Source organism: Pseudomonadota bacterium (assembly GCA_041395565.1).
Classification (GTDB): Bacteria; Pseudomonadota; Gammaproteobacteria; order UBA9214; family UBA9214; genus UBA9214.
This window is the reverse complement of sequence record JAWLAI010000010.1, coordinates 36,711-58,694: the sequence shown is the minus strand read 5'-3', so window position 1 is coordinate 58,694 and position 21,984 is coordinate 36,711. Positions and strand designations below refer to the sequence as shown.

Sequence of the window (21,984 nt, the reverse complement as noted above, 5' to 3'; positions counted from 1 at the left end):
GCAATGTGCCGTCAGCGGGGGTATATGTGGCGTGAAACCGTATTACGAGACCAGTTCGCTGCATTTTTCCTGCACCCGCTGCGGCCGCTGCTGTTCCATGCCGGGTGAGTATCACGTCTTTCTCGGTCAACGGGAGGCGGAGCGGATATGCCGTTATCTCGGCCTGTCGCGTGCCTGGTTCCGGCGCAGGTACCTGCGGCGCCTGGAGGATGGTCAGCTGTCACTGGCAGCTGCCGCAGGCGGCAGCTGCATCTTTCTCGATCATACGCAGCGCTGCAGCATCTATGCCGCACGTCCGGCCCAGTGCCGGACCTATCCTTTCTGGCCCGAGATCGCCGGCAACCGGCGTGCCTGGCTGCGGGAGCGGCAGCGTTGCGAGGGAATCGGGCGCGGTAGCGCCGTGCCGCTCGCGCAGATCCTGCGTGCGCTCAAGAACAGCCAGCCGGGCTAGGCCGGCCCGATCACCCCGTTCCGGATTCGAACATGGCGAACAGCTGTCCGGCGCCGGCTGGGGCATGGCCGTCGTGATACAGGCTGCCGAGCTGCATGCCCTGCGCCGGTACCAGCAGTTCGCCGCGCGTCAGCGTGTCGAACACATAACCACCGAGCAGCGTACAGGCGAGCGTGAGGTACAGGCGGTTGACCGTCCTGGCCTGCAGCAGGGTGCCGAATACGGCCGGTCCGGCGATTGCATAGACGCTGCGGTAGCCGGCCGTGGCCAGCTGCTCGACCATCAGGCGACCATCCACACGGCGTCCCGACCCCGCACGCATGACCGTCACATCGTTATCCAGCAACCTGCGGACCTTGCTCTCGTCCGCGCCGTCGCCGGTCACGACGATCAACCGGCGACTCCGGTAGGGCTCCAGCGCTGCCAGCGGGATATCGAGACTGCCGCTCATGATGGCGATGTCGGGTTGTGCCTGCAGCCCCTGTGCGGAGCGCCAGCTGCGGATATCGGCGAATTCCTGCTGGGTGCCGACCGGCAGAACGTCCTGTGCCTCACCCGCGCTGCTCTGGCGGAAGAAGCGTCCGCTCGTGACCAGTATGTCAGCCTGTCCGGCCAGTTCCTGGTACAGGCGCCAGTCGCGGGGGTTTGTGATCGCTTCCGGAACGGTATGTGTGGTGCGTCCGCTCTTGCCGAGTGCGATGCGGCCATCCAGTGAAGTGATGAAGTTGCTGTAGACGTACGGCGTGTCGCGTCCCAGGGTGTGCAGACCGTGCTCCAGATACAGGCCCTGCAGCGACAACCCGGTTTGCGGTTCGGGATACAGGCGCGCGACGGGAGGCGCTGTGGCTTGATCGTTCATCAGGCGGAGTATAACAGTGTGCTCAGCCGACTGCGGCCGGCAGTCGCTGTGCTGCGGGATCCGGCGTGACATCCGGCAAAAAAACGGGACCTGACCGGTCCCGTTTGAGTCTACGGTTGTGCGCAGAACCGCGTGGTGCTAAGCCTGTCCCGATTTTCCCTGGTAATCCTCGATCGCCGCCTTGATGGCGTCCTCCGCCAGTACCGAGCAATGAATCTTGACCGGTGGCAGCGCGAGTTCCGCGGCAATATCGGTATTCTTGATGGCGCGTGCCTCTTCCAGGGATTTGCCCTTGACCCATTCGGTCAGCAGCGAACTGGAAGCAATGGCTGATCCGCAGCCGTAGGTCTTGAAGCGGGCATCCTCAATGATGCCGTCATCGCTTACCTTGATCTGAAGGCGCATCACGTCACCGCAGGCCGGCGCGCCCACCATGCCGGTACCTACCTGCCGGTCACCCTTGTCGAACGAGCCAACATTACGCGGGTTCTCGTAATGGTCCAGTACCTTGTCACTGTATGCCATGTTGGTTTCTCCAATAACAAAAACTGCCGGAAGAATGTATCAGGCTGCACTCTGCTGGAAGCCTGATCCGAACAGCGGTTTCTCCTCCGAGTCCTGGTTGTAGGACTCGATGGCTGCTTCCAGCGTGATGCTGTTGAGGTAGTCGAAAATCCGGTTGCTGAGGTGAAGCCACATCTTCGCGCCCGCTGTGCCGGCGGTTTCCTCGCGTCGGCTGACGTCATCGACAGTCGCGAGAATTTCCGCGATGGTGATCTCCTGCGCGGGGCGTGCCAGGCAATAGCCGCCGCCGGGTCCACGCATACCCGTTACGAGACCGTGCTGACGCAGGCGCGAGAACAGTTGCTCGAGATAGGAAATCGATATCGACTGCTGCGCGGAAATGTCGGCAAGTGTTACGGGACCCTTGTCGTGCTGCAGTGCCAGTTCCATCATGGCCGTGACGGCGTGACGGCCTTTGGTAGATAACTTCATGACTAACCTCAGTGAATACGGTACAGCTTGCTTCATGCTCCGCTGCGCCTGAACCGTATTCCATTCCAGGCAGCGGCGGCGGATCGTAGTGAAAGTATCCGCTCTCGGATGTGGCAATGATAGTAATGACCGACTCTTTTAGTCAAGAATTCATGCGCCCCGTTATATCGGGCTGATTTTATAACTCAATGTATAATATGGATAAATTAATCCCTCTATCCTTAAGGGGATATGAGATGTGCGCCAACGGGAGGGATGGAACACGGGTTGTTCCCGGGCTGGACTCCTCGGCTGCTAGAAAACTGTTTGAATTACATCGGCTTGTTGGTAAAGTGCTGAGGCCGTCCGTCGAACCGGCCCGGTTGTTGCTGCTGCTGAAGACGGGCGTGTCTCCCGGCTCGGCATGCCAGGCAGACAGTGAATTTCACAGAAAGAACAAAGCGATAGGAGCGATTCATGGGTTTACAGATTCCCGGTGGGGTGGATCGGCGGCGGAGATCGTCAGAAAAGCTCAGTGCCCTGGTTAGCGCGCGCAACGAAACGCTGACGCTGCTGACCGAACTGGCCAGCAGGCAACCGTTCACGCCCGATGCGTCGATGGAAAAGGCATTGCGCCGGTTCTGCGAGGCCTTGATCGACTACACCGCAAGCGCGCACTTCCAGCTCTATCGCTATCTGGCCGACAACTGCGAACGGCGCAAGGCGGTACTGGCGATTGCCGACGAGCTCTATCCCAAGATCGTGGAAACGACGGACACCATCCTGCGTTTCAATGACAAGTACGAGGCGATGTCGCTGGACAACTGCGTGGAGTATCTGGCGGTTGACCTGTCCAATCTGGGCGAATGCATCGCCGATCGCATCCAGTACGAAGATCAGGTGATATCCGCGTTACGCAACGAAACCAGTCACTGAGTCGATGTCAATTCCGTTCACTGCTTGCATGCCGGCGGCTGCGGGATCGTGACGCCGGTCACGGTTCTCTGGTTCCGTGCGTGTCAGCCTGATGCGGTTGCGGGCGCCGCGGCTCGCGCGCAGCCACCGCGGGCAGTCCCGCGGGCTACCGATGGCTGGAAAAGTCGAGTATAATCAGCCGCTAATATTTCTGGCGACATAATAATATCTTTTGAAAACAGCTAGTTATCATTGATTTGCTGCAGGAGTCAGTGGTATGGATGAGTCAAAAGATCGGGGTCGCCGAGTGTCGGCGGCGGGCATGCGGCGCAGGGACTTTCTGCGTCTGGGCGCACTCGGTGGCGCCGTGTTGCTGGGCCCGGCCGCCCATGCCGGGACCCGTGCGCTACCCGAGCGGCGCCTCAGTTTTCACAATACCCACACCGGCGAAAATCTCGCCGCCACCTACTGGGCCGAAGGCGGGTACGTGGACAGCGAGTTGCAGGACATCAACACCCACCTGCGCGATCACCGTTCCGGTGAGATCCATACCATAGACACCGACCTGCTCGACCTGCTCTACGTATTGCGCGCGACGGTCGGCAGCCACAAGCCCTTCCAGGTGATTTCCGGTTATCGCTCGCCGGCGACCAATGCCGCACTGCGCAGTGCGAGTTCCGGTGTCGCCAAGCGCAGCTTTCACATGCAGGGCAAGGCAATCGATATCCGTCTGCCTGGCTGTGACCTGAAGCGGCTGCATACGGCCGCACTGGCGCTGCAGGCGGGTGGGGTCGGTTACTATCCCGGTTCCGATTTCATCCACGTCGACGTCGGCCCGCAGCGCAGCTGGTAGGCCGCCCACGGCGCCGGTTGAACCGGCTGCGTCCGCGGCGCAGCCGCATGCGCGCGCTACCTGCGGGGAAGCCATGCCTACAGAAGAGTCCGACGCCAGAAAACATATCGACGTATTGCTGGGCATCATGGACCGCCTGCGCTCTCCGGATGGCGGTTGTCCCTGGGATCTGCAGCAGGATTTCCGCACCATTGCGCCGTACACGCTCGAGGAAGCCTATGAAGTCGTCGAGGCGATCGAATCCGGTGATGCCGGTGCCCTGCGTGATGAACTCGGCGACCTGCTGTTCCAGGTAGTATTTCATGCCAGGCTCGCCAGCGAGGCAGGCTGGTTCGATTTCGCGGATGTTGCCGAGGCAATCAGCGCCAAGATGCTGCGCCGCCACCCGCATGTGTTCGCGGACACGGTCGTGGCAGATGCCGCCGCGCAGACGCTGGCATGGGAGGCGCACAAGCGCGCGGAACGCGGGGCGCAGGAAAGCCTGCTGGACGGCGTCCCGCAATCGCTGCCGGCGCTGACCCGCGCGTGCAAGCTGCAGCAGAAGGCAGCACGCGCTGGCTTCGACTGGCCCGATATCGGCGGTGTGCTGGACAAGGTCGTCGAGGAACTCGCTGAGTTGCGCGCCGAGATCGCCCGCCGCGCCGACAGCCAGGCGCAGCTGGAGGAGGCCGGCGACCTCCTGTTCGCGGTCGTCAACCTGTTGCGCCACGCTGGGCTCGATCCCGAGACGGCACTGCGGGCAGGCAATCGCAAATTCGAGCGACGATTCCGGCTGGTGGAGGCCGCCTGCCGCACGGCCGGTCTGGATATCGCCGACACGGATATCGATGTGTTGGAGACTTTCTGGCGCCAGGCCAAGCAGGCCGAGCGCGGGGAAACTAGTTCCTGATCTGGTCGCGGCGGTACTGTCCGTAGGCGTCGCGCATGAACAGGTATGGATCAAGCGAGTCGCGCTTGATGCCTTCGTAGGTATCCTTGTCCAGCGACAGTGTATTGAGCGTTTCGACGGCGCGTGAGCCTACGTAATCGTAGTTGTTCTTGCCGGCGCCCCAGATGTGCCAGGCCAGGTCGAGCCAGCTGTCGCCGATCGTGCCGATGCCGTCACGCAGATTGGACGGTCCGAGCAAGGGCAGTACCAGGTAGGGGCCGGGTCCGACACCGTAGCGGCCCAGCGTCTGCCCGGTATCCTCATCCTGCAGTCTGATGCCGAAATGTTCCCGCGCCGGATCGTACAGGCCGCCGATGCCGAGCGTGGTGTTGGTCGCGAATCGGGTCAGCTCGTTACCGGCCACGGCAAATTTGCCCTGCAGGGCCGCGTTGACCATGCGCACCGGCGCTTCGAGATTGAGAAAGAAGTTTTTCAGCGAGATCCGCAACGGCTCCGGCGTGTAGCGCAATGCGCGTGCGACCGGTTTCAGCACGTAGAAATACATCTTGTCGTTGAACCAGAAGATGCCGCGGTTGATGGGCTCCAGCGGATCGTAGACCTCCGCGATATCGATGTCTTCGAACAGGTCGGAGGCGTTGTCGGCTGGCTCCGCGGTGGCCGGTGTCGCGTCCGCCGAGTGGGGTGCAGCGTCATCCTCCGGTGGCGGGGTGTCGCACAGACCGGCGAGCGGAAGCATCAGTGCCAGCAGAAGGGCGATGATCCGTGCCATGAGGATGACCTCGAATGTTTTTCCGGTGAATGGTCGGGCAGAGAGGATTTGAACCTCCGACCCCTTCGTCCCGAACGAAGTGCGCTACCAGACTGCGCTACTGCCCGATTGTTACCTAGTACCCGCGGTTGACCGAGAATTCTGCAAGGCTGTGCAGGGCGTCCTTGTAGACCGAGCCCGGCAGGGCGGCCAGCGCCTCCAGGGCGAGGTCGGCTTCCCGTTGCGCCGCCTGCGCAGTGTAGGGGATGGCCCCGGTCGATTCAATAATCGCACACACCGCCTGCATGTTGTCGTGCCCCCCGTTTTCGATGGCGCGCCGGATCAGCTTGGCCTGGCTGGGCGTGCCCTGGTGTATGGCGTGGATGAGCGGCAGGGTGGGCTTGCCCTCGGCCAGGTCATCGCCCACGTTCTTGCCGGTATCCTCGGGGGAGGCGCTGTAATCGAGTACATCGTCGATGAGCTGGAAGGCGGTACCCAGGTGCAGGCCGTAGCTGGCCAGCGCCGTCTCCGTCTCCGGATGCTGGTGTCCGAGTACCGCCCCTATGCGCGCGGCGGCCTCGAACAGGCGCGCGGTCTTGCGGCTGATGACGTCCATGTAGCGTTGCTCGGTGGTGTCTGCATCGTGGCAGTTCAGCAGTTGCAGGACCTCGCCCTCGGCGATGGTGTTGGTCGTGTGCGACATGATTTCCATGATCCGCATGTCGTTGGCGTCAACCATCATTTCGAAGGCGCGTGAATACAGGAAATCGCCTACCAGAACGCTGGCCTCGTTGCCCCACAGGGCATTTGCGGTCACGTTGCCGCGCCGCAGCTGGGAGGCGTCCACGACATCGTCATGCAGGAGCGTGGCGGTGTGGATGAACTCGATGACGGCGGCGAGGTTGATGTGCTGGTCGCCGCGGTAACCGCAGGCATTCGCCGACAGCAGTACCAGCAGCGGGCGCAGCCGCTTGCCGCCGCTGTTGACGATATAGTGCGAGAGCTGGTTGATCAGGGCGACGTCGCTGTGCAGGCGGTCGCGGATGAGGCTGTTGACCCGCTCGAGATCGTCGGCGACGACTTCCCTGAGTGCGGCGATATCGCATGCAGTTGATTGTTTTTTAACTAGTTTTAGCATTATTCCCCGCCTTCCGGTGCGGGCTTGCCGGCGCTTTGGCCGACGCTGGAACAGAAGGGAAAGTCTAGCGTTCTTCCCCGGGCAGTACCAGATGCTAGTTGATTGACCTCTCCCGGCGCAATCATTAGAATGAGCGGCCTTTTTCAATGCAGTACTTGTTCCGGAGTTGCTGAAATGTATGCGGTAATCAAGACGGGCGGTAAACAGTACCGGGTTGCCCAGGGCGAAACCCTGCGCATCGAGACGCTGGCGGGCAATACGGGCGACGCCGTCGAGTTCGACCAGGTGCTGATGATCGGCGAGGGTGCGGACGTGAAGATCGGTACGCCCTACGTCTCCGGCGGCAAGGTTACCGCCACCATCAAGTCCCATGGGCGCGGCAAGAAGGTGGAGATCATCAAGTTCCGTCGCCGCAAGCATCACATGAAGCGTATGGGGCACCGTCAGAATTACACAGAGGTCGAAATCACCGGCATCACCGGCTGATTTCCGCGAGAGGACACCGGCAATGGCACATAAAAAGGCAGGCGGCAGTACCCGTAACGGCCGCGATTCGGAATCCAAGCGACTGGGCGTGAAGCGTTTCGGCGGTCAGAGCGTGCTGGCGGGCAGCATCCTTGTGCGTCAGCGCGGCACCCGTTTCCATCCGGGCAGGAATGTCAGTATGGGACGCGACCACACGCTGTTCGCCACCAGCGCCGGGACCGTGCGCTTCGTCCAGCGCGGTCCGCAGCAGCGGACGTTTGTGGAGATCGACGCCGGCTGAGCACGGCCGGCACGCGCTACCCGAGCCCCGCCCCGAGCGGGGCTTTTTGATTCTGCGGGAGCGCGGCAATATCAGCAGGGCTGTCGCGGCCACCCGCGGCGGCCGGTGCGGGCAAGACGGAACCAGATGCAGTCATGAAGTTCATCGATGAAGCGGAGATCGAGGTGCGTGCCGGCGACGGCGGCAACGGCTGCATCAGCTTCCGGCGCGAGAAATACATTCCCATGGGCGGACCGGACGGTGGCGACGGTGGCGACGGTGGCAGTGTGCTGCTGGAGGCCGACGGCAGCGTCAACACCCTGATCGATTTCCGCCATCAGCGCAAGTTCATCGCCGCACGCGGCGAGAACGGGCGCGGTAACAACTGCCGCGGCGGGTCGGGTGAAGATCTCGTGGTCAAGGTACCGGTCGGTACCATTGTGCACGAGGCCGAGACCGGTGAACTGCTCGGCGACCTGGTGCGGGCAGGGCAGCGTCTGGTCGTGGCGCGCGGCGGATTCCACGGCCTCGGCAACACCCGTTTCAAGAGCTCGACCAACCGTGCGCCGCGCCAGTCGAAGCCCGGCACGCCGGGCGAGCGGCGCCTGCTGCGGCTGGAGCTCAAGCTGCTGGCGGACGTGGGGCTGCTCGGCATGCCCAATGCCGGCAAGTCCACGCTGATCACGGTCGTCTCCTCGGCGCGGCCGAAGATCGCGGACTACCCGTTCACGACGCTGTATCCGAACCTCGGGGTGGTCGAGTTCCCGTCCCACCGCAGCTTCGTCATGGCCGACGTGCCCGGGCTGATCAAGGGCGCGGCCCAGGGGGCCGGCCTCGGCATCCAGTTTCTCCGTCACCTGTCGCGCACACGCCTGCTGCTGCACCTCGTCGACATGGGGCCGCTCGGTCACCCGGTCGAGGACGTGCGGACGATCCTGGACGAGATGCATGCCTTCAGCAGCAAGCTCGCCGCACGCGAGCGCTGGCTGGTGCTGAACAAGGTCGACCTGTTGCCGCCCGCGGAACGCGCTGCGCGCTGTCGTGCCGTGGTGGAGGCGCTGGACTGGCACGGACCGGTCTACGCGATTTCGGCCGTCAACCGCGACGGTACCGGCGAGCTGATGTACGCGGTGCTCGAGTATCTGGATCAGCATCCGCCGGCGGATACGGTGGCGCCGGACTGAACCTCACGCAGGCTGCGGGGCAGGCTTGTACGCGGCGCGGAAACAGCACACTATCCCATGCCGAAGCACAACGAGAACAGGTCGCTGACATCACATGTCTGAGCAACGCAATCCTGCTGCATGCCGGCGCTGGGTCGTCAAGATCGGCAGTGCGCTGTTGACCAACGACGGCCAGGGTCTGGCGGTCGAGGCCATCGGCGCCTGGGTCGAGCAGATCGCCGGGCTGCGCCGGAGCGGCCGTGAGGTACTGCTGGTTTCCTCCGGCGCCGTCGCCGAGGGCATGACCCGGCTGGGCTGGAAGCGCCGGCCGCATGCCCTGCACGAATTGCAGGCCGCGGCGGCCGTGGGCCAGATGGGACTGGTACAGACCTACGAGTCGCGCTTCCAGCGCTTTGGCCTGCACACGGCCCAGGTCCTGCTGACACACGAGGATCTCGCCAACCGGCAGCGCTACCTGAATGCGCGCAGCACCCTGCGCACGCTGCTGGGTCTCGGCGTGATCCCGGTGGTCAACGAGAACGACACCGTGACGACCGAGGAGATCCGCCTCGGCGACAACGATACGCTGGCGGCGCTGGTGACGAATCTGATCGAGGCGGACCTGCTCGTGCTGCTGACCGATCAGGGCGGCATGTACGAGGCGGACCCGCGCCAGCAGCCGCAGGCGCGCCTGATCACGGAGGCCGCTGCGGACGACGCGGCGCTCGAGGCGATGGCCTCCGCCAGCGGTGGCGTGCTGGGGCGCGGTGGCATGCAGACCAAGCTGCACGCGGCACGGCGCGCCGCGCGCTCCGGCGCCATGACCGTGGTTGCGCCGGGGCGGGCGCCGGATATCCTGCAGCGCATCGCCGCGGGGGAGGCGGTGGGAACCCGTCTGTATCCCTCCAGCGCGCCCCTGGCGGCGCGCAAGCGCTGGCTGGCGGGGCAGCTGCAGGTGCGCGGACGCCTGCTGCTGGATGCCGGCGCCACCCAGGTGCTGTGCGGTGCCGGCCGCAGCCTGTTACCGGTCGGCGTGGCCGGCGTCGAGGGCCTGTTCGAGCGTGGCGACCTGGTGGCCTGCATCGGCCACGATGGCCGCGAGATCGCCCGCGGACTGGTCAACTACAGCGCCGCCGAGGCGCGCCAGATCATCGGCAAGCCCAGCAACCGGATCGAGGAACTGCTCGGCTACGTGGACGAGCCGGAGCTGATTCACCGCGACAATCTGGTGCTGATTCGCTGAACACAAAAAAGCCGGTCACTGACCGGCTTTTTTCATGCCGCTGGGGCAGGGGGCGCTCAGAGGGCGCGGATCTGCTGGTTCAGGCGGCTCTTGTGCCGGGCGGCCTTGTTGGCGTGGATCAGGCCCTTGCCCGCGGCGCTGTCGATGACCGGCACGGCGGCGACAAAGGCCTGCCTGGCGGCATCCTGGTCGCCGGCGCGGATGGCGGCGATCACCTTTTTGATCGAGGTGCGCATGCGCGAACGCTGGCTCGCGTTGAGCTGGCGGTTCCGCTCCGCCTGGCGGGCGCGCTTGATGGCTTGTGCTGAGTTTGCCAAGGGACTGCTCCTGCTAATCGGGTCTGACGAAAGCCGCGTACTATGCGGATTCGGCGTGGGTTTGTCAATCCGGCGCTGGCGCCGCCGGGACAGCGGCCGTGACTGCGCCCGGTTGTCTCCGGCGCCCCGTTCTGCCCGAAAAGCGGGGTGGTAAGTCTTTGTTTCTCAAGTATACTGCACGGCTGTTTCCGCGTGACGCAGCGGGGTTGGATGGGTGAGTCGCAAGCTACTGAAAAGCACTGCAATTGTCGGCGGCATGACGCTGGTGTCGCGCGTGCTCGGCCTGTTGCGCGACATGGTGATGGCGCGCCTGTTCGGCGCCGACGCCGCGATGGATGCCTTCTTCGTGGCCTTCAAGATACCCAATTTTCTGCGTCGTCTGTTTGCGGAAGGCGCCTTCTCGCAGGCCTTCGTGCCGGTCCTGTCCGAGTATCGCGAACAGCAGCCGCCCGCCACCGTCCATGCACTGGTCAACCGCGTCGCCGGAACCCTGCTCGGGATCCTGTCGGCGCTGACCGTGCTCGGCGTGCTGGCGAGCCCGGTGCTGGTGATGATCTTCGCGCCCGGATTCCTGCACCGCGACCCCGCTCAGTTCAGGCTGGCTGCGGAGCTGCTCGGCATCACCTTCCCGTATCTGCTGTGCGTGTCGCTGGTGGCGTTCATCGCGGGCATCCTCAATACCTACGGGCGCTTCGCGGCGGCCTCGTTCGTGCCGGTCTGGCTCAACGTGGTGCTCATTGCGGCGGCCGTGCTGGTCGCGCCGCGGCTCGAACAGCCCGTATTCGCGCTGGCCGGGGGGGTCTTCGTCGCCGGCGTGGTACAGGTGCTGTTTCTGCTGCCGTCGCTGCAGCGCCTGGGCATCGTGCCCCGGCCGCGCTGGGGGCTGCGCGATGACGGCGTCCGCCGCATCATGAAACTGATGCTGCCCGGCATCTTCGGTTCCTCGGTCGCGCAGATCAACCTGTTGCTGGATACGCTCATCGCGTCGTTCCTGGCGGCCGGCAGCGTCAGCTGGCTGTATTACTCGGACCGGCTGGTCGAGTTTCCGCTGGGCGTGTTCGCGATCGCGCTGTCCACCGTGATCCTGCCCAGCCTCTCGCGCAGCCATGCCGGCGGGTCGCGCGAGGAATTTTCCCGCACCCTGGACTGGGGGCTGCGCGTCGTGTTGCTGATCGGCGTACCCGCAACCATCGGCCTGATCCTGCTGGCTCGACCGATGCTCGCCACGCTGTTCGCCTACGGTGATTTCGGTGCCGGTGACGTGACGATGTCGGGCCTGAGCCTGATGGCCTTCGGTTTCGGTCTGCCGGGCTTCATGCTGATCAAGGTGCTCGCGCCGGCCTACTACTCGCGCAAGGACGTGCGCACGCCGGTACGCATCGCCGTGATCGCCATGTTCGCGAACATGCTGTTCAACATCGGCCTGGTGCTGCCCATGGTCATGCTCGGGGTGCCCGGTCCGCATGCCGGCCTGGCGCTGGCGACCGCGCTCGCGGCCTGGCTCAATGCGGCCCTGCTGTACCGGACCCTCGGGCGACAGGACGTGTTCACGCCGCAGACCGGCTGGCCGCGACTGTGGCTGCAGCTCGCGCTGGCCGGGACGGCCATGGCAGCGCTGCTGTTCTGGGGCGTGCCCGCGACCGGGGTGTGGCTGCAGTGGCCTGCCGCCGTGCGTGCCGGACACCTGCTGTTCTGGGTCTGCGCCGGCGCGGTGGTTTACCTGACGACCCTGCGCGTAACGGGTGTGCGTCTGTCGATCCTGTGGTCGCACTGACCCCGGAGACCTGGTGATGGAGTTCATCCGCGGCCTTTACAATCTGCCCCCCGGAGCGCGCGGCTGTGTCGCCACCATCGGCAATTTCGACGGGGTGCATCGCGGGCATCAGGCGGTCCTCGCGCAGGTGCGCGCACAGGCCGCGCGCCTGCAGTTGCCGGCTGCCCTGATCACTTTCGAGCCGCTGCCGCGCGAGTACTTCACGCCGCACGAGACGCCGCCGCGCCTGACCCGGCTGCGTGAGAAACTGCAGGCCCTGCGCGACTACGGCATCGAACGTGTCCTGTGCCTGCGCTTCGACCGGCACCTGGCGGCCCTGTCACCCGCGGCCTTCATCCGCGCGATCCTGGTCGACGGCCTGGGCGTGAAGTACCTGGTGGTCGGCGATGATTTCCGTTTCGGCGAGCACCGTGCCGGCACCTATGCGACCCTCGAGGCCGCGGGCGCGGAATACGGCTTCGAGGTGGCGCGCATGCATTCCTTCCGGGTCGGCGGGGAGCGGGTCAGCAGCACGCGCGTGCGCGAGGCGCTCGCCCATGGCGACATGCTGACGGCGGCGCTGCTGCTGGGCCGGTCCTACAGCATGAGCGGGCGTGTCGCGCACGGCGACAAGCGCGGCCGCACCATCGGCTTTCCGACCGCCAATGTCTATCTGCACCGCGCCAGCTCGCCGCTTGCCGGGGTATTCGCCGTCGAGGTTGCGGGCATCGCCCCGGCTGCGGTCCAGGGCGTGGCCAATATCGGCAACCGGCCGACCGTCGACGGCACCCGGTCCCTGCTGGAAGTCCACCTGTTCGATTTCAGTGCTGACATCTATGGCAGCTACGTCCAGGTCAGTTTCCTGAAAAAGCTGCGCGAGGAGCGGCGTTTTGACTCTTTCGCGGCGCTGCGCGAGCAGATCCTGCGCGACGCGGAGGAGGCGCGGGCATTCTTCCGGGCCTGAGTGGCCTGGCGCGGGCCGGCGCCGGCCGCCCGTTGCCGGTCTGCCCGGTAGTACCCGCCCCGGGGCGGGAGTTTTGCTAGAATCACGGCCCGGTTTCCCGGAAACAAGCGAGCTGAATAACAACCCGGCGCCTGGTGTGCGCCTCTGCGGTGTCGTCAATGTCTGATTACAAGAACACGCTCAATCTTCCCAGCACGGCCTTCCCGATGAAAGGCAACCTCCCGAGCCGAGAGCCCGAGCAGTTGCAGCGCTGGGAGGACATGGATCTCTACGGCAAGCTGCGCGCCGCCGCCGCCGGCCGGCCGCGCTTCACCCTGCACGACGGTCCGCCCTACGCCAACGGCGACATTCACATCGGCCATGCCGTCAACAAGGTGCTCAAGGACATCATCGTCAAGAGCCGGACGCTGGAGGGATACGATGCCCCCTACGTGCCGGGCTGGGACTGCCATGGGTTGCCCATCGAGCTGAACGTGGAGAAGCAGGTCGGCAAGGCGGGTGTAAAGGTCGCTGCGGCGGATTTCCGGGCGGCCTGCCGCGAGTATGCCGGCAGGCAGGTGGACGGCCAGCGCCGGGATTTCATCCGTCTCGGCGTGTTCGGCGACTGGCGCAATCCCTACCTGACCATGGACTACCGCTTCGAGGCGGACATCATCCGCGCGCTGGGGCGGATCATCGCCAATGGCCATCTGCACAAGGGCTTCAAGCCGGTGCACTGGTGCACCGACTGCCAGTCGGCGCTGGCCGAGGCCGAGGTGGAATACGAGAACAAGGACTCGATCGCCATCGACGTGCGCTTCCGCGTGCTCAACGAAGCCGGGCTGATCGCGGCCTGCCACCACGTGGAGGGCCATGCCGGCAGCGGGCCGCTGGCGGTGGTGATCTGGACCACCACGCCCTGGACGCTGCCGGCCAACCTGGCCGTCGCGCTCAATCCCGGTCTCGACTACGCGGTGGTGCAGTGCGATTGCGGTCGGGGGGAGGAGCGGCTGGTCATCGCCGAGGCCCTGCTCCGCGACACCATGCTGCGCTACGGCTGCGAGCATTACCGCGTGGTGGCCTACTGCAGGGGCAGTGACCTCGAGGGTATGCTGCTGGCGCATCCGTTCTACGCCCGCGAGGTGCCCGTCATCCTCGGCGATCACGTCACCACCGATGCCGGTACCGGCGCGGTGCATACGGCGCCCGGGCACGGCCAGGACGACTACGTGGTCGGCAGCCGTTACGGGCTCGAGGTCTACAACCCGGTCGGCGGCAACGGCTGCTTCCTGCCGGATACCGAACTGTTCGCGGGCGAGCACGTGTTTGCGGCCAACGCCCATGTCATCGAGGTGCTCAAGGCCCGCGGCGCGCTGCTGCACGAGGCGCGGCTGCGCCACAGTTACCCGCACTGCTGGCGCCACAAGACACCGATCATCTTCCGCGCCACGCCGCAGTGGTTCATCAGCATGGAACAGGGCGGACTGCGCACGACGGCGCTGGCGGCCATCGACGGCGTCCGCTGGCTGCCGGACTGGGGCAAGGCGCGCATCGAGGGCATGGTCGCGGGCCGGCCGGACTGGTGCATCTCGCGCCAGCGTACCTGGGGTGTGCCGATCCCCCTGTTCGTGCACCGGCAGAGCGGCGCGCTGCACCCGGACACGGCGGAGCTGATCGAACGCGTCGCGCAGCGCGTGGAGCAGAGCGGCATCGACGCCTGGTTCGCGCTGCAGCCGGGCGACCTGCTCGGCGCGGCAGCGGGCGATTACGACAAGGTCGGCGATACGCTCGACGTGTGGTTCGATTCCGGCGTCACGCATCATGCGGTACTGGAGCGGCGCGCGGAGCTCGCTGAGCCCGCCGACCTCTACCTGGAGGGTTCCGACCAGCACCGCGGCTGGTTCCAGTCCTCGCTGCTGACCGCGGTCGCGATGCGGGGCAGGGCCCCGTACCGGACGGTACTGACGCACGGGTTCACGGTTGACGCCAAGGGCCAGAAGATGTCCAAGTCGCGCGGCAACGTGGTCGTGCCGCAGAAGATCATGAATTCGCTCGGCGCCGATATCCTGCGCCTGTGGGTCGCGGCGACCGACTATCGCGGCGAGATGAGTGTGTCGGACGAGATCCTCAAGCGTACCGCGGATGCCTATCGCCGCATGCGCAATACCGCGCGCTACCTGCTGGCCAACCTGACCGGTTTCGAGCCCGCCCAGCACCTGCTCGACCCCGAACAGGTGCTGTGTCTCGACCGCTGGGCGATAGAGCGCACGCGCCGGTTGCAGGAGCAGGTGCGCCAGGCCTACGAAAGCTACGAGTTCCACCGCATCTACCAGCTGGTGCACAATTTCTGCGCGGTCGACATGAGCAGCTTCTTCATCGATATCATCAAGGACCGGCAGTACACCACGCCGAGCGACAGTATCCCGCGGCGCTCGGCCCAGACCGCGCTGTATCATGTGGTCGAGGCACTGGTGCGCTGGCTGGCGCCGATCCTGAGTTTCACCGCCGAGGAAATCTGGCGGCACCTGCCGGGCCAGCGCGCGGAGTCCGTATTCCTGGCTACCTGGTACGAGCTGCCGCCGGCGTTCTATCCCGAGGGCGAGATCCTGCAACGGATGGGCGCGGATTTCTGGGAGCGCATCATCGCGGCGCGCGATGCCATCAGCAAGGAGCTGGAAAAGCTGCGCGTGGACGGCCACATCGGTTCCTCGCTGGATGCCGAGGTAGACCTCTACGCCGACGAGCCGACGCGCGCGCTGCTCGGCGCCATTGGCGACGAGCTGCGTTTCGTGCTCATCACCTCCTATGCACGCGTGCACGCACTGGAGGCGGCGCCTGCGTCCGCCGTCGCGGCGCAGGTGTCAGGCCTGAATTTCCGGATCCAGGCCGCGCCCTCGCAGCACGCCAAGTGCGTGCGCTGCTGGCACCACCGCGAGGACGTCGGTGCCAGCGCCACCCACCCGGAGCTGTGCGGCCGCTGCATCGAGAACGTCGACGGTAACGGCGAGCAGCGCCGCTATGCCTGAGCGCGGCGGTGCGGCCGTGAAGTGGCTCTGGGTCAGCGTGCTGGTGCTGCTGCTCGACCAGGGCACCAAGTGGCTGGCCGACAGCACCATGGCGCTGCACGATCCGATCGAGCTGATTCCTTCGCTGGCGCTGACCAAGGCCTACAACCTTGGTGCGGCGTTCAGCTTTCTCGATGACGCCTCCGGCTGGCAGCGCTGGTTCTTCAGTGGACTGGCGCTGGCGGTGAGCGCCGTCCTGCTCCGCTGGCTGCGCCGCCTGCCGGCAGCCGAGTGGCGCACCGCGCTCGCGCTGGCGCTGATCCTGGGCGGTGCCATCGGCAACCTGATCGATCGCGTGCTCTATGGCCATGTCATCGATTTCATCGACGTCTACTACCGCAGCTGGCATTTCCCGACATTCAACGTCGCCGATTCGGCGATTACGGTGGGCGCCGGGCTGCTGGTGCTGGATGCGCTGTTCGGTCGCGGCCACAATCCAGGCGCGGCATGAGGTACAACATCAGCCCCGGCAGCACGGTCACCCTGCACCTGGCGCTGACGCTCGAAGACGGCACCTGCGCGGAGTCCACCTTCGCCGGTGAGCCGCTGACCTTCACCATGGGTGACGGCACGCTGGTCGCCGGCCTGGAACTCGCACTGTACGGGCTGTACCCCGGGGACACGCAGCGCATCGAACTCACACCGGACCAGAGCTTCGGCCGCCGCGATCCGGCCAATGTTCACCCGCTGCCGCGGTCGTCCTTTCCCCCAGAGCTGCAGCTCGCGCCCGGTGTCATTGTCGGTTTCGAAACCCCGGACGGCACGGAGGTCGGTGGCGCCGTGCTGGCGCTGGCCGGGGATACGGTCTCGGTCGATTTCAACCACCCCCTGGCGGGACACACGATCATCTTCGACGCGAAGATCATCGCGGTGCGCCCGCCGGCGGGGGCTGAGACACCCTAGCGCGCCCGCTGCCTCCCGCTCACCCGCTGTTCCCCAATGGCCGCTGCTGCCGCCGTTCCGCGGCAGCTCCCGACGTGCCGATTCAAGCGAAGCGGCGCCGTGCCGTTCATGGAGTCCGGTCGTGTTGGATCATCTCCCGGACCGGCGTCCATGCCGCTTGCGTTGCGGTCACTGCTGCTGGCACAGGATATGCATCTTAACAATGAAACAGCAAAAAACGACGTATTCTTGACATGCCGTGCATCGGCGCCGTCGCCGGAAACAGACCGGGTCCGACTTACAAGACGTTGTTTTTTTAATTAGTTGGTGGTTGTACGGGCGGGCCGGGAGGCTACGGGCAGCAACCACGGAAATCCGGCAGGAAGCCGGTATCAGGAGAACCAGGGATGGCAGGCAGCAGCGCTCACGACGGTTTACCGTCATCCACCTCACGCCAGAGTGGCCTGTGCATAACCGGACGGATCCGGCGCGCACAGCCGGGCAGTGCCGTACGCTGACCGCGTCGCTTTTCCACGGAGGGAAACATGACCATCGACCTGTCCGAATTTCATGACGTGTTTTTCGAGGAGTGCTTCGAAAGACTGGATGCCATGGAATCCGGTCTGCTCGCCCTCGATCACGGCACGGACATGGAGGAGATCAATGCCATCTTCCGTGCCGCCCACTCGATCAAGGGCGGCAGTGCCTCGTTCGGCTTCATGGATATCTCGGCGCTCACGCATGTCATGGAGACGCTGCTCGACGAGATGCGGGACGGCACGCGCGCGGTGACGCGTCCCGGCGTGGACCTGCTGCTGGAGTCGGTCGATGTTCTGCGCGGCATGGTGAATGCCGCGCGTGACAAGGAAAGCACCGACCAGGCGCGTGTCGCCGATATGCAGCGCAAGCTGGAGCAGATGCTGGCGGACGGCAATGACGGCGCCAGTGGCGCAGCGCACGCAGCCGCGGCGGCTGCCGGTGATGCGGCAGACGCAGACGGTGCCGCGGCAGGCACCGGTGGCTGGCGCATCCGCTTCTGTCCGCATCCCGATATGCTCAAGCGCGGCAACGATCCGGCCAGGATCTTCCGCGAACTGCAGGCACTGGGCGACCTGCAGGTCGAGAACGATGCCAAGGCATTGCCGTCCCTGGCCGACATGGAAGTCGACCGCAGCTATTTCGAGTGGCGGCTGACGCTGCGCGGTGACGTGCAGCGTACCGACATCGAGGAGCTGTTCAGCTGGGTCGCCGATGAAAGCGAACTGGAGATCACACCGCTCGCAAGCGGCGCCACCCCTGAACCCGTGAGCATGGATGCGCCCGCGGACCATGCCGCATTGCACGAGGAGGATCCCGCCAGGGGCCTGGACAAGGGCAAGGCTGCGGGCAAGGAGTCCGGTTCCATCCGCGTCGCCATCGACAAGGTGGACGGACTGATCAACATGGTCGGCGAGCTGGTCATCACCCAGTCCATGCTCAGTCAGGCCACCACCAATCTGGCCGACGGCGATATCAAGACCCTGGAAAAGGTGCTGGAGGGCGTCATCCAGCTCGAGCGCAACACCCGCGAGCTGCAGGAGAACGTCCTGCAGATCCGCATGTTGCCCATCAGCACGGCGTTCAGCCGTTTTCCACGCCTGGTGCGTGACCTGTGCGGCAAGATGGGCAAAGAGGTCGAGCTGAAGATGAGCGGCGAGCATACCGAGGTGGACAAGACGGTGCTCGAGAAGATCGGCGACCCGCTGGTGCACCTGGTGCGCAACTCCCTCGATCACGGCATCGAGACGCCTGCCTTGCGCAAGGCGGCCGGCAAGCCGGAGACCGGGACGCTGGAGCTGTGCGCCTACCACGAGGGCGGTGACATCATCATCAAGGTCATCGACGACGGCGCCGGTCTCAACCGCGAACGCATCCTGCGCAAGGCCGTTGAGAACGGTCTCGTCGGCGAGAACGAGGAGCTGACCGACGAGCGCATCTACAACCTGATCTTCGCCCCCGGATTCTCCACCGCCGAGCAGGTGAGCGATATCTCGGGCCGCGGCGTCGGCATGGACGTGGTGCGTCGCAACGTACGCGACCTGGGCGGCAACGTCACCATCGCGTCCAACGCGAATGCCGGCAGCACCGTCACGATACGCCTGCCCCTGACGCTGGCCATTCTCGACGGCCAGCTGGCATGCATCGGCGAGGAGACCTTCATTATCTCCCTGGTCTCGATCGTCGAGTCCCTGCAGATGCGACCGGAGCAGATCAGCCGCATCGCCGGGGAGTCGGAACTCTACCGGCTGCGCGACGAATATATCCCGATCATCCGCCTCAACAGGCTGTTCGGTATCCGCGGCGGCAAGAGCGATCTGATGGACGGGTTGCTGATGATCGTCGAGGCGGACGGCCGACGTGTCGGCCTGTTTGTCGACGACCTGATGGGCCAGCAGCAGGTCGTCATCAAGAGCCTGGAGACGAATTTCCGCCAGATCCGCGGTGTGTCAGGCGCGACCATCCTCGGAGACGGTACGGTCGCCCTGATCATCGACGTGCCGGGACTGATCCAGCTGAACAGCGATATCTGCGGCCACGCGGATGACATGCACGCCGTGGCGTGAGGCAACGACGATGACCGATACGCAACAGAGCTCGACAGCAGGCGGGGCAACGCGCCCTGCGGAAATTGCGGCAAGCAGCAAGCGACCACAGCGGACGGAGGACAGCCGATGAGTGCCGAAGCATTACCAGCGGGTGCGACCACACTGCAGAGTGAGGACGGGCTGGACCAGTATCTCACCTTCCACCTGGCGGGTGAGGAATACGGCGTGGACATCCTGCGCGTGCAGGAGATCAAGGGCTGGAGTGGCGTGACGCCCATACCGAACATGCCCGACAGCATCCTGGGCGTGATCAATCTGCGTGGCACCATCGTGCCGGTCGTGGACCTGCGCCGCTGGTTCGGCCTGGAGCCGCTGGCGTTCGAGGAAACCACGGTCGTGATCGTCCTGCACGTCAGCGACGGGAACGACGGCGAGCGCACCATCGGCGTCGTCGTCGATGCCGTGTCCGAGGTGCACAACATCGGCGGCGATGACCTGAAACCGGCGCCGGAGCTTGGTGGTGTCTGCAGCGGCAATTCCGTGCGCGGCCTGGCCACGCGGGACAACCGCATGATCATCATCCTGGATGTCGATCACCTGATGAGCGACGGTCTGCTGCAGACGCTCGAGCGGGATCGGGATAACTGAAATCTATTGCAGTCGCTTGCCAAAGGGAAACGAGCCATGAAGGTCAATCAGCCGGTTACCGATCGCGAGGTAAACTTCAGGGAAGGACAGTTCATCGTCTCCACGACCGACCTGAAGGGCGCCATCACCTCCGTCAACCGCGATTTTGTCGAGATCAGCGGGTTCTCCGAACAGGAACTGCTGGGCAGGAATCACAACATCGTCCGGCATCCCGACATGCCGCCCGCCGCATTCGCGGACCTGTGGCGCACGGTCAAGTCCGGCCGGCCCTGGACCGGGCTCGTCAAGAACCGCTGCAAGAACGGAGACTTCTACTGGGTCAAGGCCAATGTGACACCGGTGCGCGTCGGTGGCAGTGTCACCGGCTACCTTTCCGTGCGTACCGCGCCCGCGCGGGCGGAGGTGGCGGCGGCAGACGCACTCTACCGGCGCATCAATGCGGGCCAGGCCACGCTCGGCCCCGGCTTCACGGGCCGGCTCGTCGCCCGCCTCGGGCGCGTCTCGATCCGGTGGTGGGCGGGATGCTACCTGGGTGTGACGATGGCCATGCTCGCGGGCTTCGCCTGGCTCGGTGCGCAGGGGCTCGCCACCGGCACACTCGCGCTCGCGCTCGGCGCAGCCGCGCTGCTGCTGGGCGGTTCCGGCTTGCTGCTGGGACGGCACGTCACGGTGCCGGTCGCAACGGCCATCACCACCCTGCGGCAGATCGCCGAGGGTGACTATTTCCAGTGGGTCGAAACGGCACGGGACGACGAGTTCGGCCGGCTGTTGCAGAACCTCAAGTCGACCCAGATACGCCTCGGCAGCGATGTCAACGAGATGCGCTCGCAGGCACGCACCACCGGTCGGATCAAGCAGGCGCTGGATAACGTGTCCGCCAACGTCATGGTCGCGGACGCGAATCACAACATCATCTACATGAACAAGACGGTGGCGGCGATGTTCCGCAACGCCCAGGGCGACATCCGCCGGGATCTGCCGCAGTTCGACGTCGACCGACTGCTCGGTGTGAGCATCGACACCTTCCACAAGAACCCGGCGCACCAGCGCGCCGTGCTGGAGCAGCTGACCGATACCTATACGGCGGAGATCGAGGTCGGTGGCCGCACCATGCAGGTCATCGCCAACCCGATCATCGACACCGACGGCAGCCGCCTGGGCACCGTGGTCGAGTGGGCCGATCTGACCGAGGAATATGCACGCCAGGCCGAGGAACAGCAGCGCCTGGAGCAGGAGCGCGAACAGGCGGCGGCGAACGGCCGTATCCGCCAGGCGCTGGACAACGTGTCCGGCAACGTCATGATCGCGGACACGGATGGCGTCATCATTTACATGAACGGCGCCTGCAGCAACATGATGCAAAATGCCGAGCAGGACATTCGCAAGGACCTGCCGAGCTTCAACAGCGGCCGGCTTATCGGAACCAACATCGACAGCTTCCACAAGAACCCGGCGCACCAGCGCAACCTGTTGGCCGGGCTGCGCGAGACCTACACGGCCGACATGCTCGTGGGCGGCCGGTCCATGCGCGTCACTGCCAACCCGGTGATCGAGGCCGGCCAGCGCCTGGGCACGGTGGTCGAGTGGGAGGACCGGACCCAGCAGGTGGCGATCGAGGACGAGATCCAGGAGATCGTCAACGCGGCGCTGGCCGGCAACCTGAGCCAGCGCATCGCGCTGCGCGGCAAGTCGGGCTTTTTCGAGCGGCTGAGCCACGGGGTCAACGACCTGGTGGATGTGTCGGAGCGGGTGATCAACGACACGGTGGCGGTGTTCGGCGCCATGGCGCGGGGCGACCTGACCCGGCGCATC

At 65.1% G+C, this 21,984-nt stretch carries 21 protein-coding genes, 1 tRNA gene and 1 pseudogene; 16 read left to right on the top strand and 7 right to left on the bottom strand.

The features are described 5' to 3' along the window. The first annotated feature begins 31 nt into the window (after positions 1-31). Positions 32-451 (top strand): YkgJ family cysteine cluster protein, encoded by a 420-nt coding sequence (locus R3F42_15365; GenBank protein MEZ5543395.1) that lies wholly within the window; start codon positions 32-34, stop codon positions 449-451. Between the two features lie 10 nt (positions 452-461). Here R3F42_15365 and R3F42_15360 read toward each other — a convergent pair whose 3' ends face one another. From R3F42_15360 to R3F42_15350, 3 genes are all read right to left on the bottom strand, one after another. Continuing rightward, positions 462-1,310, bottom strand: coding sequence for a dihydrofolate reductase family protein (locus R3F42_15360; GenBank protein ID MEZ5543394.1), 849 nt, complete (start codon positions 1,308-1,310; stop codon positions 462-464). Between the two features lie 138 nt (positions 1,311-1,448). Then, the gene (gene iscU / locus R3F42_15355) at positions 1,449-1,835 is read right to left on the bottom strand and encodes a Fe-S cluster assembly scaffold IscU (GenBank protein ID MEZ5543393.1); all 387 of its coding nucleotides are present in this window, start codon (positions 1,833-1,835) and stop codon (positions 1,449-1,451) included. Positions 1,836-1,874: 39 nt separating this feature from the next. Further along, complete coding sequence (locus tag R3F42_15350) at positions 1,875-2,306, bottom strand: Rrf2 family transcriptional regulator (protein ID MEZ5543392.1); 432 nt, start codon at positions 2,304-2,306, stop codon at positions 1,875-1,877. A gap of 456 nt (positions 2,307-2,762) precedes the next feature. Between R3F42_15350 and R3F42_15345 the strand changes: the two genes are divergently transcribed. From R3F42_15345 to mazG, 3 genes are all read left to right on the top strand, one after another. Continuing rightward, a complete protein-coding gene (locus R3F42_15345) occupies positions 2,763-3,221 on the top strand; it encodes an Rsd/AlgQ family anti-sigma factor (protein MEZ5543391.1) in 459 nt (152 codons plus the stop codon). 256 nt (positions 3,222-3,477) lie between these two features. Beyond that, positions 3,478-4,053: a DUF882 domain-containing protein gene (locus tag R3F42_15340; GenBank protein ID MEZ5543390.1), complete on the top strand. Its 576-nt coding sequence runs from the start codon at positions 3,478-3,480 to the stop codon at positions 4,051-4,053. A gap of 73 nt (positions 4,054-4,126) precedes the next feature. Continuing rightward, on the top strand, positions 4,127-4,942 hold the full coding sequence (gene mazG, locus R3F42_15335; GenBank protein MEZ5543389.1) for a nucleoside triphosphate pyrophosphohydrolase: 816 nt from the start codon (positions 4,127-4,129) through the stop codon (positions 4,940-4,942). Here mazG and R3F42_15330 read toward each other — a convergent pair. The 3 genes from R3F42_15330 to ispB all read right to left on the bottom strand — a co-directional run bounded on the left by R3F42_15330 (position 4,932) and on the right by ispB (position 6,828). Next, positions 4,932-5,711: a VacJ family lipoprotein gene (locus tag R3F42_15330; protein MEZ5543388.1), complete on the bottom strand. Its 780-nt coding sequence runs from the start codon at positions 5,709-5,711 to the stop codon at positions 4,932-4,934. The genes mazG and R3F42_15330 overlap by 11 nt on opposite strands. A gap of 30 nt (positions 5,712-5,741) precedes the next feature. Then, positions 5,742-5,818, bottom strand: a tRNA-Pro gene (locus R3F42_15325). An 8-nt stretch (positions 5,819-5,826) separates the two neighbouring features. Then, on the bottom strand, positions 5,827-6,828 hold the full coding sequence (gene ispB, locus R3F42_15320) for an octaprenyl diphosphate synthase (protein MEZ5543387.1): 1,002 nt from the start codon (positions 6,826-6,828) through the stop codon (positions 5,827-5,829). Between the two features lie 174 nt (positions 6,829-7,002). Between ispB and rplU the strand changes: the two genes are divergently transcribed. From rplU to proB, 4 genes are all read left to right on the top strand, one after another. Next, entirely contained in the window at positions 7,003-7,314 is a 312-nt protein-coding gene (rplU, locus tag R3F42_15315) for a 50S ribosomal protein L21 (protein ID MEZ5543386.1), read from the top strand. 22 nt (positions 7,315-7,336) lie between these two features. Then, on the top strand, positions 7,337-7,594 hold the full coding sequence (rpmA, locus tag R3F42_15310; GenBank protein ID MEZ5543385.1) for a 50S ribosomal protein L27: 258 nt from the start codon (positions 7,337-7,339) through the stop codon (positions 7,592-7,594). A 134-nt stretch (positions 7,595-7,728) separates the two neighbouring features. Continuing rightward, positions 7,729-8,757 carry a GTPase ObgE gene (obgE, locus tag R3F42_15305; protein ID MEZ5543384.1) on the top strand — a complete coding sequence of 343 codons (1,029 nt, stop codon included), beginning with the start codon at positions 7,729-7,731 and terminating at the stop codon, positions 8,755-8,757. Between the two features lie 94 nt (positions 8,758-8,851). Beyond that, positions 8,852-9,979, top strand: a complete 1,128-nt coding sequence (gene proB, locus R3F42_15300) for a glutamate 5-kinase (protein ID MEZ5543383.1) — start codon at positions 8,852-8,854, stop codon at positions 9,977-9,979. Positions 9,980-10,035: 56 nt separating this feature from the next. Here the strand turns inward: proB and rpsT are convergent, their stop codons facing one another. Further along, positions 10,036-10,296, bottom strand: coding sequence for a 30S ribosomal protein S20 (gene rpsT, locus R3F42_15295; protein MEZ5543382.1), 261 nt, complete (start codon positions 10,294-10,296; stop codon positions 10,036-10,038). 214 nt (positions 10,297-10,510) lie between these two features. Between rpsT and murJ the strand changes: the two genes are divergently transcribed. The 8 genes and pseudogenes from murJ (at position 10,511) to R3F42_15255 (ending at position 21,984) form a co-directional block, all read left to right on the top strand. Continuing rightward, positions 10,511-12,070 carry a murein biosynthesis integral membrane protein MurJ gene (gene murJ / locus R3F42_15290; protein ID MEZ5543381.1) on the top strand — a complete coding sequence of 520 codons (1,560 nt, stop codon included), beginning with the start codon at positions 10,511-10,513 and terminating at the stop codon, positions 12,068-12,070. 16 nt (positions 12,071-12,086) lie between these two features. Beyond that, positions 12,087-13,013 carry a bifunctional riboflavin kinase/FAD synthetase gene (gene ribF, locus R3F42_15285; protein MEZ5543380.1) on the top strand — a complete coding sequence of 309 codons (927 nt, stop codon included), beginning with the start codon at positions 12,087-12,089 and terminating at the stop codon, positions 13,011-13,013. Between the two features lie 158 nt (positions 13,014-13,171). After that, positions 13,172-16,018, top strand: a complete 2,847-nt coding sequence (gene ileS / locus R3F42_15280; GenBank protein MEZ5543379.1) for an isoleucine--tRNA ligase — start codon at positions 13,172-13,174, stop codon at positions 16,016-16,018. Beyond that, positions 16,011-16,508, top strand: a complete 498-nt coding sequence (lspA, locus tag R3F42_15275; protein ID MEZ5543378.1) for a signal peptidase II — start codon at positions 16,011-16,013, stop codon at positions 16,506-16,508. The genes ileS and lspA overlap by 8 nt, the downstream gene beginning before the upstream one ends. Continuing rightward, on the top strand, positions 16,505-16,960 hold the full coding sequence (locus R3F42_15270; protein ID MEZ5543377.1) for a peptidylprolyl isomerase: 456 nt from the start codon (positions 16,505-16,507) through the stop codon (positions 16,958-16,960). Before lspA ends, R3F42_15270 begins: the two co-directional genes overlap by 4 nt. 524 nt (positions 16,961-17,484) lie before the next feature. Beyond that, positions 17,485-19,542, top strand: a complete 2,058-nt coding sequence (locus tag R3F42_15265) for a chemotaxis protein CheA (GenBank protein ID MEZ5543376.1) — start codon at positions 17,485-17,487, stop codon at positions 19,540-19,542. 108 nt (positions 19,543-19,650) lie between these two features. Beyond that, positions 19,651-20,172, top strand: coding sequence for a chemotaxis protein CheW (locus R3F42_15260; GenBank protein ID MEZ5543375.1), 522 nt, complete (start codon positions 19,651-19,653; stop codon positions 20,170-20,172). Between the two features lie 36 nt (positions 20,173-20,208). Further along, positions 20,209-21,984: pseudogene (locus tag R3F42_15255) on the top strand (PAS domain S-box protein).

Excerpts from the sequence above, each read along its gene's own strand:
- proB (MEZ5543383.1), top strand. The coding sequence starts at position 8,852 with ATGTCTGAGCAACGCAATCCTGCTGCATGCCGGCGCTGGGTCGTCAAG.
- iscU (MEZ5543393.1), bottom strand. The coding sequence starts at position 1,835 with ATGGCATACAGTGACAAGGTACTGGACCATTACGAGAACCCGCGTAAT.
- obgE (MEZ5543384.1), top strand. The coding sequence starts at position 7,729 with ATGAAGTTCATCGATGAAGCGGAGATCGAGGTGCGTGCCGGCGACGGC.
- R3F42_15265 (MEZ5543376.1), top strand. The coding sequence starts at position 17,485 with ATGACCATCGACCTGTCCGAATTTCATGACGTGTTTTTCGAGGAGTGC.
- ispB (MEZ5543387.1), bottom strand. The coding sequence starts at position 6,828 with ATGCTAAAACTAGTTAAAAAACAATCAACTGCATGCGATATCGCCGCA.
- R3F42_15340 (MEZ5543390.1), top strand. The coding sequence starts at position 3,478 with ATGGATGAGTCAAAAGATCGGGGTCGCCGAGTGTCGGCGGCGGGCATG.
- rpmA (MEZ5543385.1), top strand. The coding sequence starts at position 7,337 with ATGGCACATAAAAAGGCAGGCGGCAGTACCCGTAACGGCCGCGATTCG.
- R3F42_15360 (MEZ5543394.1), bottom strand. The coding sequence starts at position 1,310 with ATGAACGATCAAGCCACAGCGCCTCCCGTCGCGCGCCTGTATCCCGAA.
- R3F42_15260 (MEZ5543375.1), top strand. The coding sequence starts at position 19,651 with ATGAGTGCCGAAGCATTACCAGCGGGTGCGACCACACTGCAGAGTGAG.
- ileS (MEZ5543379.1), top strand. The coding sequence starts at position 13,172 with ATGTCTGATTACAAGAACACGCTCAATCTTCCCAGCACGGCCTTCCCG.
- lspA (MEZ5543378.1), top strand. The coding sequence starts at position 16,011 with ATGCCTGAGCGCGGCGGTGCGGCCGTGAAGTGGCTCTGGGTCAGCGTG.
- R3F42_15345 (MEZ5543391.1), top strand. The coding sequence starts at position 2,763 with ATGGGTTTACAGATTCCCGGTGGGGTGGATCGGCGGCGGAGATCGTCA.
- mazG (MEZ5543389.1), top strand. The coding sequence starts at position 4,127 with ATGCCTACAGAAGAGTCCGACGCCAGAAAACATATCGACGTATTGCTG.
- rplU (MEZ5543386.1), top strand. The coding sequence starts at position 7,003 with ATGTATGCGGTAATCAAGACGGGCGGTAAACAGTACCGGGTTGCCCAG.
- R3F42_15330 (MEZ5543388.1), bottom strand. The coding sequence starts at position 5,711 with ATGGCACGGATCATCGCCCTTCTGCTGGCACTGATGCTTCCGCTCGCC.
- ribF (MEZ5543380.1), top strand. The coding sequence starts at position 12,087 with ATGGAGTTCATCCGCGGCCTTTACAATCTGCCCCCCGGAGCGCGCGGC.
- R3F42_15270 (MEZ5543377.1), top strand. The coding sequence starts at position 16,505 with ATGAGGTACAACATCAGCCCCGGCAGCACGGTCACCCTGCACCTGGCG.
- R3F42_15350 (MEZ5543392.1), bottom strand. The coding sequence starts at position 2,306 with ATGAAGTTATCTACCAAAGGCCGTCACGCCGTCACGGCCATGATGGAA.